Genomic DNA, 232 nt, shown 5'->3' with positions numbered 1-232 from the left:
CAAGTCCCTTATTTTAATGTAGATGTGAGTATTGCATCTCTCACAATTTCAACAGCGGAAGAAGAGGGTTGGATATGGGATATAGGGTTACAGCTTCGCCGTGGTGTAGGTTACGTGTATTCGAGTAAATATAGTAGCGAAGGTCAAGCACTAGTAAAGCTTAAAGGGTTTGTAGGCGATTAATTAGAGTCTTTACGAGTTAGAAAAATTCCTATTTAAAGTGGCCATCGCT

Annotated in this window: 1 pseudogene; it reads left to right on the top strand. The window is 39.7% G+C overall.

Going from position 1 to position 232, the window contains the following annotated elements:
* Positions 1-180 (top strand): annotated as a pseudogene (locus CWC17_RS19025) (tryptophan 7-halogenase); the annotation flags it as partial.
* Positions 181-232 lie beyond the last annotated feature (52 nt).

Origin of the sequence: Pseudoalteromonas sp. S3785, assembly GCF_005887365.1 — a bacterium.
In the GTDB taxonomy this organism is placed as follows: Bacteria; Pseudomonadota; Gammaproteobacteria; order Enterobacterales; family Alteromonadaceae; genus Pseudoalteromonas.
Note: the sequence above shows the minus strand (reverse complement) of the source record. Positions and strands in the feature narration are given on the sequence as shown.